Origin of the sequence: Starkeya sp. ORNL1 (assembly GCF_012971745.1) — a bacterium.
Taxonomy (GTDB): Bacteria; Pseudomonadota; Alphaproteobacteria; order Rhizobiales; family Xanthobacteraceae; genus Ancylobacter.
This window is the reverse complement of record NZ_CP048834.1, coordinates 2,102,906-2,118,556: the sequence shown is the minus strand read 5'-3', so window position 1 is coordinate 2,118,556 and position 15,651 is coordinate 2,102,906. Positions and strand designations below refer to the sequence as shown.

General features: G+C 67.2%; 18 protein-coding genes. 10 read left to right on the top strand and 8 right to left on the bottom strand.

Features of this window, described 5'->3' with window-relative positions; genetic code table 11:
* Positions 1-45: 45 nt before the first annotated feature.
* Positions 46-522, top strand: a complete 477-nt coding sequence (locus G3545_RS10315) for an ATP-binding protein (RefSeq protein ID WP_170012219.1) — start codon at positions 46-48, stop codon at positions 520-522.
* Between the two features lie 33 nt (positions 523-555).
* Positions 556-858, top strand: coding sequence for an STAS domain-containing protein (locus tag G3545_RS10310; protein WP_170012217.1), 303 nt, complete (start codon positions 556-558; stop codon positions 856-858).
* Positions 859-1,016: 158 nt separating this feature from the next.
* On the opposite strand, the gene G3545_RS10305 is transcribed toward G3545_RS10310, so the two are convergent.
* Positions 1,017-2,618 (bottom strand): Na/Pi symporter, encoded by a 1,602-nt coding sequence (locus G3545_RS10305; RefSeq protein WP_170012215.1) that lies wholly within the window; start codon positions 2,616-2,618, stop codon positions 1,017-1,019.
* A gap of 272 nt (positions 2,619-2,890) precedes the next feature.
* On the opposite strand from G3545_RS10305, the gene G3545_RS10300 reads away from it, so the two are divergent.
* Positions 2,891-3,397, top strand: coding sequence for a ferritin-like domain-containing protein (locus G3545_RS10300; protein ID WP_170012214.1), 507 nt, complete (start codon positions 2,891-2,893; stop codon positions 3,395-3,397).
* Between the two features lie 128 nt (positions 3,398-3,525).
* On the opposite strand, the gene lpxK is transcribed toward G3545_RS10300, so the two are convergent.
* From lpxK to G3545_RS10275, 5 genes are all read right to left on the bottom strand, one after another.
* Positions 3,526-4,545, bottom strand: coding sequence for a tetraacyldisaccharide 4'-kinase (gene lpxK / locus G3545_RS10295; RefSeq protein WP_170012213.1), 1,020 nt, complete (start codon positions 4,543-4,545; stop codon positions 3,526-3,528).
* Between the two features lie 69 nt (positions 4,546-4,614).
* Positions 4,615-5,910, bottom strand: coding sequence for a 3-deoxy-D-manno-octulosonic acid transferase (locus G3545_RS10290; RefSeq protein ID WP_170012212.1), 1,296 nt, complete (start codon positions 5,908-5,910; stop codon positions 4,615-4,617).
* Positions 5,903-6,673, bottom strand: a complete 771-nt coding sequence (locus G3545_RS10285) for a lysophospholipid acyltransferase family protein (protein ID WP_170018009.1) — start codon at positions 6,671-6,673, stop codon at positions 5,903-5,905. The genes G3545_RS10290 and G3545_RS10285 overlap by 8 nt, the downstream gene beginning before the upstream one ends.
* A gap of 17 nt (positions 6,674-6,690) precedes the next feature.
* Positions 6,691-6,945 (bottom strand): DUF4170 domain-containing protein, encoded by a 255-nt coding sequence (locus G3545_RS10280; RefSeq protein ID WP_170012211.1) that lies wholly within the window; start codon positions 6,943-6,945, stop codon positions 6,691-6,693.
* A 36-nt stretch (positions 6,946-6,981) separates the two neighbouring features.
* Positions 6,982-7,884: a 3'(2'),5'-bisphosphate nucleotidase CysQ gene (locus G3545_RS10275; RefSeq protein ID WP_246702769.1), complete on the bottom strand. Its 903-nt coding sequence runs from the start codon at positions 7,882-7,884 to the stop codon at positions 6,982-6,984.
* A 151-nt stretch (positions 7,885-8,035) separates the two neighbouring features.
* On the opposite strand from G3545_RS10275, the gene G3545_RS10270 reads away from it, so the two are divergent.
* Both G3545_RS10270 and G3545_RS10265 read left to right on the top strand, forming a co-directional pair.
* Positions 8,036-8,608: a DUF6101 family protein gene (locus tag G3545_RS10270; RefSeq protein WP_246702768.1), complete on the top strand. Its 573-nt coding sequence runs from the start codon at positions 8,036-8,038 to the stop codon at positions 8,606-8,608.
* 338 nt (positions 8,609-8,946) lie between these two features.
* Positions 8,947-9,354, top strand: coding sequence for a hypothetical protein (locus G3545_RS10265; protein ID WP_170012209.1), 408 nt, complete (start codon positions 8,947-8,949; stop codon positions 9,352-9,354).
* A 158-nt stretch (positions 9,355-9,512) separates the two neighbouring features.
* On the opposite strand, the gene G3545_RS10260 is transcribed toward G3545_RS10265, so the two are convergent.
* Positions 9,513-10,214, bottom strand: a complete 702-nt coding sequence (locus G3545_RS10260) for a class I SAM-dependent methyltransferase (RefSeq protein WP_170012208.1) — start codon at positions 10,212-10,214, stop codon at positions 9,513-9,515.
* Positions 10,215-10,364: 150 nt separating this feature from the next.
* Positions 10,365-10,757, bottom strand: coding sequence for a GFA family protein (locus tag G3545_RS10255; RefSeq protein ID WP_246702767.1), 393 nt, complete (start codon positions 10,755-10,757; stop codon positions 10,365-10,367).
* Positions 10,758-11,166: 409 nt separating this feature from the next.
* Here G3545_RS10255 and G3545_RS10250 point away from each other — a divergent pair, with 409 nt between their 5' ends.
* From G3545_RS10250 to G3545_RS10230, 5 genes are all read left to right on the top strand, one after another.
* Positions 11,167-12,657 carry an ATPase domain-containing protein gene (locus G3545_RS10250; RefSeq protein WP_170012206.1) on the top strand — a complete coding sequence of 497 codons (1,491 nt, stop codon included), beginning with the start codon at positions 11,167-11,169 and terminating at the stop codon, positions 12,655-12,657.
* A gap of 3 nt (positions 12,658-12,660) precedes the next feature.
* Positions 12,661-14,796, top strand: a complete 2,136-nt coding sequence (locus G3545_RS10245; RefSeq protein WP_170012204.1) for a hybrid sensor histidine kinase/response regulator — start codon at positions 12,661-12,663, stop codon at positions 14,794-14,796.
* Positions 14,797-14,883: 87 nt separating this feature from the next.
* Positions 14,884-15,075, top strand: coding sequence for a hypothetical protein (locus tag G3545_RS10240; protein WP_170012202.1), 192 nt, complete (start codon positions 14,884-14,886; stop codon positions 15,073-15,075).
* A gap of 77 nt (positions 15,076-15,152) precedes the next feature.
* Positions 15,153-15,521, top strand: coding sequence for a VanZ family protein (locus tag G3545_RS10235; RefSeq protein WP_170012200.1), 369 nt, complete (start codon positions 15,153-15,155; stop codon positions 15,519-15,521).
* On the top strand, positions 15,514-15,651 hold the full coding sequence (locus G3545_RS10230; RefSeq protein ID WP_170012198.1) for a hypothetical protein: 138 nt from the start codon (positions 15,514-15,516) through the stop codon (positions 15,649-15,651). The genes G3545_RS10235 and G3545_RS10230 overlap by 8 nt, the downstream gene beginning before the upstream one ends.

Below are 15,651 nucleotides of genomic sequence, written 5' to 3'. Positions count from 1 at the left end.
ACGATACCGCGCGGCGACTGTCGAGGCGCACACGAGCGAGGCGGAATGGTCGGTGTCAATGACGGCTTCGGATCGGGGGCGGCGGATGTGTTGCCGCTTGCCGTCCGCCTCGACGAACTGCCGCGCGCCGCCGCGTGGCTCGAGACGCTCGCGGCCCGCGACAGCTGGCCGGAGCGCACGCTGTTCACCCTCCAGCTCGGGCTGGAGGAGGCGCTGGTGAACGTCATTTCCTATGGTTTTCCGGACCCGGCGCCGGCGGAGGCTGCGATCAAGATCGCCTATCGCCGCGATCGCGGCATGGCGCTGGTGCGAATCTGCGACAATGGCGCGCCGTTCGACCCCACCGCGATCGACGAGCCCGACGTGCCGGAAGACGTGGAACACGCCGCAATTGGCGGGCACGGCGTGCAGCTGATGCGCCACCTGCTCGACGAATTTTCGTATTGCCACACGGACGGCAATAATCAACTGATACTCGGCAGCCGGCTTCCCGACATCGAGCGAACTCCTCAGCCGGCGTAATTCCGGTCGGCACAAAAAAGTGAAGGCGAGTGCATGAACATCAGCCATGAACGGCTCGGCGACCACACCGTCGTGCGCATGAACGGCCGCCTGGATACGGTCCATGCGAAGACGTTCGAGACCTACATCACCGAGACCATCCAGCAGGAGCCCGGTGCGATCGAGGTCGACATGGCCCATGTCGACTATATCGCCAGCTCCGGTCTGCGCTCGCTCCTGATCGCTGCCAAGCAGATGCGCGCCGCCGGGCGCGACCTGACGCTCTCCGGCCTGCAGCCGCACGTGCGCGAGGTGTTCGACATTTCCGGCTTCTCGACGATCTTCAAGATCGTTTGAACCACCTCATCCTGCAAACAAGACCACGCCATCCTGAGGTGCTCGGGCAAGATCCGAGCCTCGAAGGATGCTGAAGCAGATGACGGTCCTCGGGGACGGGCATCCTTCGAGGCTCGCTACGCTCGCACCTCAGGATGACGTGGTTCTTTTCGACGTGGTTAATTACCCGCCCGCACCGTCTCTTCCTGTTCGGCGATCTGCCCCAGCAGCCACAGCGCGCGCTCGGCGAGGTTGGTGACGATCAGGATCGTGCCCTTCTCGGCGGTGGAGAGGTGGGCGTCGGCGGCGAGATAGGCTTCACGCAGGCCGTGCATCACCTCGCCGCGATGGCGCGTCATGGCCCGGAACAGCGCGCGGTCCTCGCCCGAGGCGTCGCCCAGCGCGTCGACCAGGGTGAGCAGCACCGCATCGATGCCCTCCACCACATTGGCGAGCAGCCGGCGCGCCAGCGCCGCGTCGTCGGTGAGGCGCGAGGTGCGGGCGAGCTCGACCAGCGTCTCGTTGAGGCCGTCGAGCAGGCGCTGCAGATTGATGGCGCGGTTCAGCCGGTCATAGCCCACCGCGTCGAACGGCGCCTCCCGCAGCCCGGTGAGGAAATCGCGCACCGTGGTGCCTAGCACGGTGAAGCTGCGATTCTGCCGGTCCAGCCGCGCCGGCGCATCCCTCGAGGGGTGACGGGCGACCTCGAGATAGCGCGGCAGATAGGAGGCGAGCCGGCGCTGCTCCAGCCGCGCGAGGTCGAGCGCGGAATCCGGCTCCTGCGCCGCCTGGTCGTGGATATAGGCGGGCTCGGCATCGTCCTCGTCGGGCAGCGGCGGGAAGCGGTGCGCCAGGAACCGGCGCAGATAGGGCAGCAGCATCGTCATCAGCGTGGCGCCGACGACATTGAACGTCACCTGCACTAAGGCGAGCCGCGTCGCCAGCGTATCGCTCACCGATTGAACCAGTTCCTCGATCAGCGGCACATGGCCGAAGCGCTCGATCACGAACAGCGGCAGCATCACCGCGGCGGTGATGAGGTTGAACGAGATCTGGTACATCGCGACCTGCTTCGGCCGGCCATTGAGGCTCGACGACAGCAGATAGTTCTGGGCGCTGGAGCCGAGATTGGCGCCATAGATGCCCATCATCGCCTGCTCGAAGGTGAGGCCGCCGGCGGTGGCGAGCGTGATGACCAGCAGCACCACCGAGGTGCTGGACTGCGCCAGCACCGTCAGCACGCTGGCCACCAGCAGCGGGATGATGAGCGAGGGCCCGGCCAGCGTCAGCAGGCTGGCGAACCAGGGCTCCTGGGTCAGCGGCACCACCCCGGTCTGCAGCATCTTCAGCCCGAAGAACACCAGCCCGACGCCGAAGATGGCGGAGGCGACGGTGCGGAACTCGGACAGCCGGTCGAAGGTGAAGGAGATGCCGGCGATCCCCAGCACGAACAGCACGAACAGCTGGATGTTGAGGGTCGCGATCAGGATCAGGAAGGTGGCGCCGACATTGGCGCCGGTGATGATCGGCAGCGCCGCGCCGACGCCGAGCAGGCCGCTCGCGATCATGCTGGCGAGGATGAAGGTGACGGCGGTGGTGCTCTGCATCACGCCGCCGGCGACGACGCCGAGACCGAGGCCGGCGAAGCGCCCCCGCGTCCACATCGCGACCAGCTGCTTGAAGCGCCGGCCCGCCAGTTTCTTGAGGTTCTCCTTCAGCAGATACATGCCCGCGAAGAAGATGCCGAGCCCGCCGAGGGCCGTGGCGATAGTCTGGATCATCAATGCGGGTCCTGCGAGCCGGCGGCGGGGTTCTGCAGGCCGGAGCCGCGATCGCCTAGACTGGTAATATGACAGTTATATGAAAGTCGTCGCCGGTATCAAGCGACTGTCGCGCGCAGAAGAATCGCCGCCGCGCCGCTGAAATGTCGCGCGGCGAGGGAACATGCCGCCCGACCGATCGTTGATGGGCACTGGCCGCGCAGAAGAGCGCCGCCGTCTCCGAGAAACACATCTCAATACCAGCCAAACCGGCAACGGCAGGAGGAAGAATCATGGGTTTCTTCACCAAAGACATCAAGACGATGGATGATCTGTTCGTGCATACGCTGCGCGACATCTATTATGCAGAGAAGCGCATCCTGAAAGCGCTGCCGGAAATGATCGACAAGACCACGGACGCGACGCTGAAGGCCGGCTTCAAGAGCCATCTGAAGGAGACCGAACAGCACGTATCGCGGCTGGAGGAGGTGTTCCGCATGCACGGCGCCGAGGCCAAGACCGTCACGTGCCCGGCGATCGACGGCATCATCAAGGAAGCCGAGGAGATCAGCGGCGACATCTCCGACAAGGAAGTGCTCGATGCCGCCTTGGCTGCCGCCGCGCAGGCGGTGGAACATTACGAGATCACGCGCTACGGCACCCTGATCGCCTGGGCCAAGCAGCTTGGCCGCGCCGACTGCGCCGCCGTGCTGGCCCGCACCCTGGAGGAGGAGAAGGCCGCCGACGCCAAGCTTACCAAGGTGGCGGAATCCAAGCTCAACGTCCGCGCCGCGAGCTGATCGTTCCCATAGTCGTCATCCCGGAATGGCCGTCAGGCCATATCCGGGATCGCATGACGTTCTCTATTGTCACGCGATCCCGGGTCTCCGCTTCGCTGCGGCCGGGATGACGCCCTTTGGGAAAGACCTCACACCGCCCGCGCCGGGGCCAGCGCCTTGGCGAGGAGACGGTCGAGTTCGAGCCCGCTCGCCTCGTCCGGCACCAGCCGGACCGGCAGCACCTCGGCGGCGCGCAGCAGCGTGCGGCCGGCGGTATTGCTGGCGAGGCGGGCGGCGTCCTTTTCCGTGGTCACCAGCGTGTAGTCGCCGGCATCGGCCTCGCGCAGCAGCGTGTCGACCTCGCCTTCGGTGAATACATGGTGGTCGGGGAAGGCCCGCTTCTGCGCCGGGCGGATGCCGACCGCATCCAGCGTCTCGAAGAACTTGGACGGCCGCCCAATGCCGGCAAAGGCATAGAGCCGGCGCCCGATCAGCCGCGCCACGGCGCCGGCTTCCGGGGCGAGGCGGCCATGCAGCACCGGCAGCCCGGCGGCCCTGGCAGCAATGCCGACCTCATCGCCCGGCGCGCCTTCGCCGACCAGCAGCAGCGCGTCGGCGCGGGCGAATTGCGGTGCCAGCGGCGCCCGCAGCGGCCCGGCCGGCACGCACAGCCCATTGCCGATGCCGACGCCGGCATCGACCACCAGGATCGACAGCGATTTGGTGAGCGCTGGGTTCTGGAAGCCGTCATCCATCACCAGGGCCTCGGCGCCCAGGCGTTCGGCGCCGAGCGCGGCGACCACACGGTCCCGGCCGACAATGACCGGGGCGGCGCGCGCCAGCAGCAGCGGCTCGTCGCCGACCTCGGCCGAGCTGTGGCGATTGGGGTCGACAACCGCTGGCCCGTGCAGGGTACCGCCATAGCCGCGCGTCAGGAACACCGCGCGCCGCCCGAGGCCGGCGAGGCGATGGGCGAGATGGATGGCGGTCGGCGTCTTGCCGGCGCCGCCGACCGTGGGATTGCCGACGCAGATCACCGGAATGCCGACGCTGCGGCCCTCGCGCTTCATGCGCGCGGAAGCATAGGCGCCGGCGAGCGCACCGAACGGGGCAAGCAGGGAGGCTGCGGCGGTCCGCTCCCGTCGCCACCAGAAATCGGGCGCGCGCATGCTGGCCTTTCAGCAGTTTGAATCCAGAGCACTTTCTTGTCGGTCGGATGGTTCATCCGACCGGAGAGCTCAATGTCGTTCGAGCCGTATCTGCACTAGATAGGGATCGATTGCCGCCAATGTACGGTCCAGCGCGCCACTGAGCGAGGTAATCGTCGCTTGCGCCGCTGCGACCATGCGCGCGCGCTCGGCCTCGTCGGTCAGCAGCCGCCGCGCCGCGTCCGCCAGCGTCGCCGCATCAGTGACCGTGATCGCCCCGTTCGCGGCATCGAGGCGCTGATAGACCTCCTCGAAATTACCGACATTCGGCCCGTGCACGATGGCGGCACCGAGCTTTGCCGCCTCGATCGGGTTCTGCCCGCCGCGGCCGATCACCGAGCGGCCGAGCAGCGCGATCCGGGCAAGGCTGTAGAACAGGCCGAGCTCGCCGATGGTGTCGGCGACATAGAGCTGCGTGCCGCGATCGGGGAGATAGCCGTCGCTGCGCAGCACCGCCGGCACCTGCTCGGCATTCGCCGCCTCGATGATGGCCTGGCCGCGCTGCGGATGGCGCGGCGCGATGATGGTGAGCAGGTCGGGCACGGCGGCGTGCAGCGTCTTGTGCGCGGCGATCACCACCTCGTCCTCGCCCGCATGGGTGGAGGCGGCGACCAGCACCGGACGCCCGGCCGTGGCCTGGCGCAGCGTCTCGAAGGCGGCGTTGTCGACCGGCGGCGGCGGTGCGTCGAACTTCAGATTGCCGGTCACGGTCACGCGCGGCGCGCCGAGCTTGGCATAGCGCTGGCCGTCGCCTTCGCCTTGCGCGAGGCAGAGGTCGACCCGGGCGAGCAGTGCCGCGGCGCTGCGCGGCAGCCGGCGCCAGCTCGCAAAGGAGCGCGGCGACAGCCGGGCATTGACCAGCACCAGCGGAATCTGGCGCGCATTCACCTCGGTGATGAGGTTCGGCCACAATTCGGATTCGGCGAGCAGCACCAGATTGGGCCGCCAGTGCCTGAGGAAGCGGCGCATGAACACCGGCGAGTCCAGCGGCACAAACTGGTGCATGGTGCCCGCCGTCAGGCGGTCCTCGGCGAGGCGCGCCGAGGTGACGGTGCCGGAGGTGAGCAGCACGTGGAAGCCGCGCCCGCGCAGCCGGTCGATCAGCGGCAGCAGCGAGAGTATCTCGCCGACGCTGGCGCCGTGCAGCCATACCAGCGGCCCCTTCGGCCGCGGTGCCCTGGCCTGGCCGAAGCGCTCGTTCAGCCGCGCCGCATCCTCCTTGCCGCGCTTCAGCCGCGAGGACAGCAGCAGCCGCGCGAACGGCGTCGCCGCCCAGGTGGCGAAGCGGTAGGTGGAGATCAGCAGCGTGCCGCGGGCGCTAGCCATTGTGCGACCCGTGCTGCGATCCCTGTTGCGAGCCCTGTTTTGCCTCGGCCGGCGCCGAATGGGCGGCGGTGAGCGGGCCGCGCCCGACCAGCGCCTCGGCACGGGCGGTGGCGACCTCGAGCTGGCGCTGGATCTCGCGGCGCGCCGCCTCCAGCGTCTCGCCATCGGCGTCGGCCGGCACCCGCACTCCGTCGCCCGCCACCACCGCCACCCGGCCGAACGGCAGGTGGATGGCAGCACGGTCCCAGCTCTTCGCCAATATGCGGTAGCGGGTGGCGATGGCGACCGGGAAGATCGGCCGGCCGGAATGCTTGCCGATGGTGACGACGCCGAGCCCGGCAACCCGGGCGATCTTCGGGATGTCGGCGGTCATCGCGACATTGACGCCTTCTTCCAGCGTGCGGATCATCTCCAGCGTCGCGTTGAGGCCGCCCTTGCGGTTGGAATCCTTGATCTTCATGGCGCCGGAGCCGCGGATCGTGCCGATGCCCAGCGCCTCGGCGGCGATCGCGTTCACGTCGGCATCGGCGCTGCGCGAGATCATCACCTTGCCGCGGTGGTGCGGCTTCATCAGGAACGGGGTGAGGAAATGCTGCCCGTGCCAGAAGGTGAGGATCATCGGCAGCTCGACCTCGGCGAGGTCGTAGAGGTTGGCCGGCTCCATGGTGACGCGCGAGGTGCGCCAGACGAAGCGCAGATAGGCCGCCATGCTGCGGCCGAGCGCCATGCGCACGCGCTGCGAGCGGCGCAGTTTACGCCAGATGTCCATGGGTGCGCCGCTCAGCCGCCGGTGGGCTTCGGCGTCGCATCGGGATCGAGCAGCCGGTGCAGATGCACGATGAAATAGCGCATATGCGCATTATCGACGGTCTGCTGGGCCTTGCCCTTCCAGGCAGCGAAGGCGGTGGCATAGTTCGGATAGATGCCGACGATGTCGAGCCCGGCGATGTCCCGGAAGGTCACGCCGTCAATGCTCTCGAGCTCGCCGCCGAACACCAGGTGCAGGAGCTGTGGGCTGGTCGTGATCTCAGTCATGCCGTTTCCGCGTCCACCTGTGACGAGCCGCTCCGTTCAATGTGCCGCCGCCACAAGCAGCGCGTGCAGCGCGGCGCCGGCCGACACCAGGGCGCCATGACGCGGCACGGGCGCGTTATAGACGAGCGGGAGGCCGTCGAGCGTGGTGAGGCGGCCCCCTGCTTCGTGCACCAAAAGGTCGGCGGCGGCAAGGTCCCAATCATGCCCGTTGGGCGAGGCAAGCGCAGCGTCAACCTCTCCGGTCGCCACCCGCGCAATGCGCAAGGCGAGCGAGCGGATGCGCGGCAGGCGGATGAACGGTGTGTCGCCCATCAGCCGGTCGACGAACGGCACCGGTCCGTCGATCCTGATACCGGGCAGCGCGCCAGCGCTCGAGACGGTAACCGGCTGCGCATTTCGCGTGGTGCCGCCGCCGGTTACCGCGACGAACAGTTCGTCGGTGACCGGGGCGTAGAGCGCGGCGGCGATCGGACGCCCGCGCTCTACCAGCGCCACCGAGACCGTCCAGTCCGAGCCGCCGTGCATATAGGCGCGGGTGCCGTCGATCGGATCGACGATCCAGAGCCGCTCGCGCGTGAGGCGCGACGGATCGTCCGCGGTCTCCTCCGACAGCCAGCCATAGCCGGGCGCAAGCAGGGTCAGGCGGTCGCGCAGCATGGTGTCGACGGCGATGTCGGCCTCGGTGACCGGGGAATCCCCGGCCTTCGACCAGGACTTTACCCCGGCGCGGAACATCGCCACCGCCACCGCGCCGGCGGCGACCACGGCATCGGCCATGTGGCGCGCGGCAAAGGCGGGATCCGCCAGCGGATCGGGCAGCGAGGCACCGTCCCCGGCCGGCAATGTGTGCGAATGATCGTCCATCCCGTGCGCATAAGCGCGCAAGGCGAGATGCGCAAGCGCGAGCGGGCCTTTGACGCGCAACACTTTGTCAAGCATGGCGGATGGAATGCCCCCGATACCGCGAGCGAAGAAACGGTCAACCATTTCCCTTAAGCCGTAAGCCAGACTTGGGGGCCATGATTGCCTCACGACCGGGGCCACAGAGCCACAACGACCGGCGGGGAGTGCTATGAGGCGTCAATCAGCAGTGGACGGGAGCCTTCCCGTCCAGCCGGACCCTTATGTCCGTATCGAACGGCCGTCCGCCCCTGGCGCATGGCCGGTCCGCTTCCGGGATCGCGACGACGGCTCCGACGCCGGCGTGCGCGCGGTGGAGCTCCATCCCGACCATATCGTGCTGCGTCGCCATGTCGCCGGTATTCCGATGAAGCTGAGCCTGCGGCTCGCCTCCTATCAGGGCGTCGCGGTGCGGTTGCTCGACGAGGAAGGCGAGGGCGTGACGCTGGTACTGGCGCATGCCGATCCCTCGCTCGAAGTCACGCTGTTCGCGGCGCCGACGCCGGACGATGTCGTCGCCGAATGGCGCGGCTGGGCCGGGGCCCTCGGCCTCCCGATGCTGGTGACGAAGCTCGACGGTACGGTCGAGGCCGCCTATCCGATGCTCGGCCGCCTGGTGGTGGCTCGGACCATCCCGCGTCGCCGCCGCCGCGGCGCGCTGAAGCACCGCCGCCCCACCATCTTCATGCGCCGCGCCGCGACCCGGCCCGGCAAGACGAACGTCGTCCATCGCGGCGAGTGCGAGATCAGCGCGCGGGATTGAGGGCGATTGGAGGCGCTCTGCGTCAGCATCCTTCGCGGCCCGGCGTTGCCGGGCACCGCAGGATGAGGTCGCGTTAGAGGAACAACCTCATCCTGAGGTGCGAGCGCAGCGAGCCTCGAAGGATGCTCACGCCGAGCGCCTTCCTTCTTCTACCTCCCCATCATCGTCATCCGGGCCGTGCTAACAATCGACGGGCCAGTCACTCTTGCGCGTCACCTGGGCATGCCATGAGCTCATACCGATACAGGCTCACGACGTGTCTCAAGGTGCTTCTGGTCGCGTTGTGCTGCTGCCTCTGTCTTGCATCCCCGCTTTCAGCCAAGGTGGAGATGGAGCCCTTGCTTCCGTTGCCCGCCGAGCTGGAGGCTGCCCATGCCGCGGCTCACGCGCTCGTCGAGAGAGCGGAGCGCGAAGGCAAGCCGCTTCCGGCCAGCAGCGGGTTTGCTGCTCTCAATGCGCGAGCCGTCCGAACAATTCTGGAGGGGCGCCGCTACCGGGCACGCGGCTATCATTTCGACGGTTATGTCGACTTTCATCGCGACAGAACGCTCTATCTGCGAGCGCCACGCTTGATTGTTCCGGGCCGCTGGCGGGTCGAGCACAGCATGCTGTGCATGACACCGCGTGCGTTGGACATCTGCGGGCCACTCTTTTCGAATGGTACCGTTCTTCTGACGAGCCAAGACGGCCGTGTTTCTTCGCTTGGTTTAAGTCTCCTGAGCTCGGAGCCGCTGGCTGAGGAGTGAGGCGCGGCGCCCACTCGGCTTCTCCCCCCACTCGTCGTCATCCCGGACGGCCGCAGGCCGATCCGGGATCGCAGGAAGGTGTGGCGCGGGACTTCACGCGATCCCGGCTCTCCGCTTCTCTGCGGCCGGGATGACGGCTTGATGGGGGTGGCGAAGGATCACGCGGCGCCGGCCGGACCTTCCCCCGCCACTTCCACCTTCCGGAACCGCGCCTTCACCGGCCGCCACTCGAAATCGGTGTGCGGGGTCACGGCGAGGAAATCGTCGACCGCACGGCGCACCGTCTGCCAGATCCGGCCGCGTGAATCGTAATCGTCGACGATCATGACGCCGCCGGGCTTCAGGATCTCCCACCAGCGCTTGAGGTCCGAGAGGGTGGATTCGTAGTCGTGGGCGCCGTCGATGTGCACGACGTCGGCGGAGACCCCTGACTTGCGCATCACGATGGCGGCGTTGGCGGAATCCAGCGGCAGCGGCACCACGTGCCGGGCGAAGCCGTTGGCGACGATGTTGGCGAGGAAGGTGTAGTACATGCGCGGATAGCCGTTCTCGAACCGCATGTCGGAACGGTGCATGTCCTTCATCCAGTGCTCGCTCGAACCCAGCCAGGTATCGACCGCGACCACGCAGCCATCGATGCCGTGCTCGCGCAAGGTCGCCGCCATGGTCATGGTCGAGGCGCCTTTCCAGACGCCGAGCTCGACCACCACCCGCGGGCGCTCGCTGGTCATGGTGTCGCCGAGGAAGACGTGGTCGGAATTCCAGCCCTGGTCGTCGGGCGCATGCTGGTCCGCCTGGAAATTATCGAGCACGCCGTAGCCGCGCCAGATCGCGGCGGATACCTCATCGAAAGCGCTCACGTGTGGACCTCGCTGGAAGTGGCTGGAGCCCTTATCGTTTGGATGAATCATCCGAACGATAAGAAAGTGCTCTAGATTCAATAGCCTGGAGCATATCCTGATCGCAAAGGCGGTTCCACTTTTGCGGGATATGCTCTCAGGGAAGCCGGCTCAGGGCGCTTCCGGATATTCGGTCAGGCCGTCGGACAAGCACAGCCAGGGCTGCCGGGACGAGGTCCAGATATGGTCGGCCGGCTTGAACAGGCCGGGGTCGTCGAGCGAGCCGGCGGTGATGCCCATGACGCCGGCGCTCTCGCGCATCGAGAACAGCGTGGTGCCGCATTCCGGGCAGAAGCCACGCTTCAGCGATTGTGAGGAATTATAGGTCCGCACCGGACCCTCGATGCTTACGTCCTCGATGCGGAACAGCAGCCGCGCATTGAAGCTGGCGCCGATGGCGCGCTGGCACAGCCGGCAATGGCAGATGCGCTCATTGATCGGCGCGGCATCTGAGACATAGCGAACGGTGCGGCACAGGCAGCCGCCTTCGTAGCGCATCGGCATCGTCGAGGTTCCTGGTGAGACCGGGCGGACCACCCGAACTAGAGCCCTTTCAGTCCGGATGCAATCGCCCGCCCGGCATCGACGCGGCAGGTGAAACCAAATTCGAGCGTCAGCGTTAGACGGTACCCGAGACCCGTCGCCGGATCGCTCCGGCGGGGTCGCCCACAGTTTTGGGACGCATGCTCGACACGCTGGTACGACGACCGGAATTCCAGGCGAGCGCGCCGTGGCGAGGGCCCCGCGCGCGGCAATACGTGCGATGTCACGCTGAAACGGTGCAATTTCCGTATTGCTGTCGGGAAGCGGAAAATAAGCCTACCATTCTGCCCCTTCGAACGCCGCTCGCCGGCGCCGCTCAAAGCCACCCCGTATTGCCGGCGATCGCCGCTTCAAAACGATGGAGCCACTGATGGACGTCGTAAATCCCGTGCGCAAGGCGCGCACCGGCGTTCCCGGGCTGGACGACATATTGGCTGGCGGGTTCCGCGAAGGCCACGTCTTCCTGCTGGAGGGCTCGCCCGGTACCGGCAAGACCACCATTGCACTGCGCTTCCTGATCGAGGGCGCGGCGGAGGGCGAGCGCGGGCTCTACATCACGCTGTCGGAGACCGATCGCGAGCTGCGCGAAGGCGCGCGGTCCCATGGCTGGGTGCTCGACGACAATATCGAGGTGTTCGAGCTGGTGCCGCCGGAAAGCCTGCTCGACGCCGACGAGCAGCAGAGCCTGCTCTATTCCTCGGACCTCGAACTGGGCGAGACCACCAAGCAGATCTTCGAGGTGTTCGAGCGCGTCAAGCCGGCGCGGGTGGTGCTCGACAGCCTGTCGGAGATTCGCCTGCTGGCGCAGAGCTCACTGCGCTATCGGCGCCAGATCCTGTCGCTGAAGCATTATTTCGCCCGGCACGGCGCCACCGTGCTCATGCTGGATGACCGCACCTCCGATACCGCCGACAAGACCGCGCACAGCGTGGTGCATGGCGTCGTTCAGCTGGAGGAGCTGACGCCCGATTATGGCGCCGAGCGGCGGCGCCTCAGGGTGTCCAAATATCGCGGCCAGGCCTATCGCGGCGGCTATCACGACTTCACCATCAAGACTGGCGGGGTCGCGGTTTTCCCACGTCTCGTCGCCGCCGAACATCGCACCGGATTCGCCCGCCGTCAGATGACGAGCGGCGTATCCCAGCTGGACGCGCTGCTGGGCGGCGGCATCGAGCAAGGCTCGAGCACGCTCGTGCTCGGGCCGGCCGGCACCGGAAAAAGCACGTTCGTCTTGCAGTTCGTCGCGGCGGCGGTCGCCAATGGCGAGAAAGCGGCGATGTTCATCTTCGACGAGGAAATGGGCCTGCTGTTCGACCGTACCCGCCCGATGGGCTTCGATCTCCAGGCCATGCGTGACACCGGCAATCTGCATATCGAGCAGGTCGACGCCGCCGAGCTCTCGCCCGGTGAATTCGAGCACCGGGTGCGGGAGCGGGTCAAGGGAATGGGCGCGCGCACCGTAGTCATCGACAGTCTCAATGGCTATCAGGCGGCGATGCCCGAGGAGAACTCGCTGATCCTGCACATCCATGAGCTGCTGCAGTATCTGAACCGGCAGGGCGCCAACACCTTCCTGACCGTGGCGCAGCATGGCCTGGTCGGCGACATGAAGGCACCGGTCGATGTCACCTACCTCGCCGACACCGTGATCCTGCTTCGCTATTTCGAGGCGCTCGGCAAGGTCCGGCGCGCGGTTTCGGTGATCAAGAAGCGCACCGGCATGCATGAGGACACCATCCGCGAATTCCGCATCGGCGACGGCGGCCTGAGCCTGGGCGCGCCGCTCAACGAGTTCCAGGGGATCCTTCGTGGCGTGCCGACGTTTGTAGGAAGTGCTTCCCCCCTCCTGACCAAGCCGTGAGTAATGACGATCTCGGGTTCGATTTCAGGGCGAACAGTCTCAGGGCAGCCTGTTTCAGGGCAGCCTGTTTCAGGGCAGCCTGTTTCAGGGCAACCTGTTTCAGGGCAGGTCCTGCTTCTGGCGCCGCATGGGCGCGACGCGGCCATTGCGACCGCGCTGGTGCGCGATGCCGGGCTGGCGGCGGTCACGTGCCGCGACATCGCCGAGTTCCACGCCGCCATCGACAACGAGACCTACTTCGCGGTGGCGACGCAGGAGGCGCTGATCGCGGCAGACCTGCGCCCGCTCCAGGCCTATCTGGCGCAGCAGCCCACCTGGTCGGACCTGCCCTTCGTGGTGCTGACCCACCATGCCGGCGGCCCCGACCGCACGCCGGGAGCGGCGCTGCTGTCGGAAATGCTCGGCAACGTCACTTTCCTGGAACGGCCGTTCCACCCCACCACCTTCATCAGCGTCGCTCGAACCGCGCACAAGGGACGGCTGCGCCAGTTCGAGGCGCGCGCACGCATCGACGAACTGCATGAAGGCGAGCAGCGGCTGCAGACCGCGCTGGTGGCCGGCCGGCTGGGCTCGCTGGAGTTCGATCTGGAGACCGGGGTGCTCAGCACCTCGGCGACGTGCAAGTCGCTGTTCGGTCGCCGCGCGGACGAGGGCCTCAGCTATCAGGACCTCGTCGCGTCGATCCATCCGGACGACCGTGGCCGCACGCTGGAGGCGGTGCAGCGGAGCATCACGAGCGGGATCGACTATGCGATCGAGTATCGCACGGTCTGGCCGGACGGAACGGTGCGCTGGGTCGAGATCCGGGCGCGCATGGTGTTCGACCGCAAGGGCGCCAAGCGCCGGCTGGTCGGGGTGGCCAGCGACGTCACGGCGCGGCGCAATGCCGAAGAAGAGATGCGCGGCCTCAATGAAGTGCTGGAGAGCCGGGTTGCCGAGCGCACCGCCGAACTGAATGCTGCCCATGCCGTCGTGCTCGCCGAGATTGAGCAGCGCAAGCGCACCGAGGAGCAACTCCGGCAGGTGCAGAAGATCGAGATGATCGGCCAGCTTACCGGCGGCGTGGCGCACGATTTCAACAATCTGCTGATGGCGGTGCTGGGCAATCTGGAGCTGCTGCGCAAGCAGGTGCCGCTCGATCCGCGCGCCGCCCGGCTGGTCGACGGTGCGGTGCAGGGCGCGCAGCGCGGCGCCGCGCTCACCCAGCGCCTGCTCGCCTTCGCCCGGCGCCAGGACCTCGATGTGGTGCCGACCGATCTCGGCAATCTGGTACGCGGCATGGGCAATCTGCTGGAGCGTTCTGTCGGGTCGCAGATCGAGTTGCAGATGAGCATACCCGACGATCTGCCGCGGGCGCTGATCGACGCCAACCAGATCGAGCTCGCGCTGCTGAACCTCGCCGTCAATGCACGTGACGCCATGCCGGACGGCGGCGTGCTGTCGATTGCGCTCGACGCCGTCAAGGTGGGCGCGCGAGAGCCGGGCACGCGCGATGACATCGCCCCCGGCGACTATGTCCGCCTGCGGGTCGTCGACACCGGCGAGGGCATGGACGCCAAGACGCTGGCCAAGGCGACGGAGCCGTTCTTCTCCACCAAGGAACTCGGCAAGGGCACCGGGCTCGGCCTCTCCATGATCCACGGCCTCGCGGTGCAGCTGAACGGTGCGCTGCGGCTCTCCAGCGAGCCCGGTCGCGGAACCGTGGCCGAGATCTGGGTGCCCGTCACCGCCGAACCCGCGCCGGCGGCACCCCTGGCGCTCGCCGCCATCGAGGACGCGCCGCGGGCCACCATCCTGGTGGTCGATGACGACGCGCTGATCTCGATGAGCACGGTCGAAATGCTGGAGGATCTCGGCCACGAGGTGATCGAGGCCAATTCCGGCGACCGGGCGCTGGAGATACTGGAGAACAACCGGATCGACCTGCTGATCACCGATTTCTCCATGCCGAAGATGAACGGGGCTCAGCTGGCGGTGGCGGCGCGCGAGATCAATCCCGGCCTGCCGATCCTGCTGGCATCGGGCTATGCCGAACTGCCGGCGAACATCAATATCGAGCTGCCCCGCATCGCCAAGCCGTACCAGCAGAGCCAGCTCGCGACCGAGATCGCCCGGGTGCTGAAGGCGCCCGTCATGTAGCGGAAGCAATCGTCGGATTCGCCGGCCAATGGCCGACCTGCTAGCATGGCTGCGGCCGATCTTGGTCGATATTGGAAGGGGTTGGCCATGGCTGGCAAAGAGCGCGTACCGGGCAAGGCGACCACACCCGCGGAGCGGGCGCAGGCGATGGACGATCTGACCCGCTCGATCGCCACCGCGGAAGCGGTGAAGCTTCAGCGGCACCGCGACAAGACCGAGCGCCTGCGACAGGCGCGGCTTGCCCGGGATGCGGAAGACACGCCGAAGAAGGCGCGATAACGCCAGGAGCGTGCGCCGCGCGGGCGGCGACCTCGCGTACCATTGCCTTGCCCTCTTGTGCGACGCAAAATGAGCGCATGGATCGTCTCTCCCGACTGCTTCGCGCCGCCGCGATCGCCTGCACCCTGGCTATTCTGGTATTGTCGCTGCTGCCCGCGCAGGATCTGAGGAGAACCGGTGCCCCGCACGGCGTGGAGCACGCGGCGGCCTATCTCGGAACCTGCTTCATCTACCTGCTGGCACTGCGTCCGCGACGGCCCGCCATGTACCTGCTGCCGTTCCTGTTCCTCTGCGCGCTGGCAGCAGTGATGGAGTTCGCGCAGCAATTCATTCCCGGCCGCGGCGCCCATGTTTCCGATTTCGCGATGAGCGCGCTGGGCGCGCTTCTCGGCTTATTGGCCTATAGGCTTGCGGGATGGATAAGCCCGCGGCCCGCACATGAATGAATCGACCGAAGCACCGGTTCGTCCGCACACCTTCATCGAAGACCATGCCGATCTGCAGCAGGGCATGCTCCTGGCGCTGCTGGCCGCGCTGGTGGTGTTCACGCTGTATTACGGGCGGAAGAAGAAGTGA

Excerpts from the sequence above, each read along its gene's own strand:
- G3545_RS10315 (WP_170012219.1), top strand. The coding sequence starts at position 46 with ATGGTCGGTGTCAATGACGGCTTCGGATCGGGGGCGGCGGATGTGTTG.
- G3545_RS10310 (WP_170012217.1), top strand. The coding sequence starts at position 556 with ATGAACATCAGCCATGAACGGCTCGGCGACCACACCGTCGTGCGCATG.
- G3545_RS10305 (WP_170012215.1), bottom strand. The coding sequence starts at position 2,618 with ATGATCCAGACTATCGCCACGGCCCTCGGCGGGCTCGGCATCTTCTTC.
- G3545_RS10300 (WP_170012214.1), top strand. The coding sequence starts at position 2,891 with ATGGGTTTCTTCACCAAAGACATCAAGACGATGGATGATCTGTTCGTG.
- lpxK (WP_170012213.1), bottom strand. The coding sequence starts at position 4,545 with ATGCGCGCGCCCGATTTCTGGTGGCGACGGGAGCGGACCGCCGCAGCC.
- G3545_RS10290 (WP_170012212.1), bottom strand. The coding sequence starts at position 5,910 with ATGGCTAGCGCCCGCGGCACGCTGCTGATCTCCACCTACCGCTTCGCC.
- G3545_RS10280 (WP_170012211.1), bottom strand. The coding sequence starts at position 6,945 with ATGACTGAGATCACGACCAGCCCACAGCTCCTGCACCTGGTGTTCGGC.
- G3545_RS10275 (WP_246702769.1), bottom strand. The coding sequence starts at position 7,884 with ATGCTTGACAAAGTGTTGCGCGTCAAAGGCCCGCTCGCGCTTGCGCAT.
- G3545_RS10255 (WP_246702767.1), bottom strand. The coding sequence starts at position 10,757 with ATGCCGATGCGCTACGAAGGCGGCTGCCTGTGCCGCACCGTTCGCTAT.
- G3545_RS10250 (WP_170012206.1), top strand. The coding sequence starts at position 11,167 with ATGGACGTCGTAAATCCCGTGCGCAAGGCGCGCACCGGCGTTCCCGGG.
- G3545_RS10245 (WP_170012204.1), top strand. The coding sequence starts at position 12,661 with ATGACGATCTCGGGTTCGATTTCAGGGCGAACAGTCTCAGGGCAGCCT.
- G3545_RS10240 (WP_170012202.1), top strand. The coding sequence starts at position 14,884 with ATGGCTGGCAAAGAGCGCGTACCGGGCAAGGCGACCACACCCGCGGAG.
- G3545_RS10235 (WP_170012200.1), top strand. The coding sequence starts at position 15,153 with ATGGATCGTCTCTCCCGACTGCTTCGCGCCGCCGCGATCGCCTGCACC.
- G3545_RS10230 (WP_170012198.1), top strand. The coding sequence starts at position 15,514 with ATGAATGAATCGACCGAAGCACCGGTTCGTCCGCACACCTTCATCGAA.